The 565-nt window shown below is 33.1% G+C and carries 1 protein-coding gene; it reads right to left on the reverse strand.

The window, feature by feature from the left end:
• A partial coding sequence (locus ACP5SP_RS08140) for a hypothetical protein (RefSeq protein ID WP_428076586.1) occupies positions 1 to 565 on the reverse strand: 565 nt, incomplete at both ends.

The raw sequence follows: 565 nt of genomic DNA on the forward strand, positions 1-565 counted from the left end.
ATAAATGGTGGTGCATCAATTTTTACTTGTTCGCCATTGATGTAAGCATTATCATTTCCAACTTGTAAGAATACAGTTACACGCGCAATATAATTTACTGAAAACTGCTTGGTTGAGGTTCTTCCAGATGGACTCTTTGCTTGAATTGAAATTGTATTTATTCCTTCACTTGACAAGGTAATAAGCGTCTCAAATGTTCCATCGCTATTGAGATTAACAAGTTTTCCATTAACAAGAAGTGTTGTATTTGCAACATCTATAGATTTAACAGCACCTTTTAGGGTAAATGTTGGTTGAACAACCACTGAATTTTCCTTTGGCTCAGTAATCGTTATCACTGGATCAGTTAAATCCACAAGAATTGTTTTTGTATTTTCTGGCTCTTTATTCCCAAAATTGTCTTGTGAGTAGAAACTAATTACATTTTTCCCTTCAGGAATACTTATTTTAGGAGCGTTTGTTAAATCATATGTTTGATATGACCCATTATTTATCTTATAGTAAAGCGTTGGATTAATACCTGCAATTTGTGATACAGAAAATGAAATCGCAGGTTGAGTTATGT

The organism is Caldisericum sp. (assembly GCF_049967455.1).
Lineage (GTDB): Bacteria > Caldisericota > Caldisericia > Caldisericales > Caldisericaceae > Caldisericum > Caldisericum exile_A.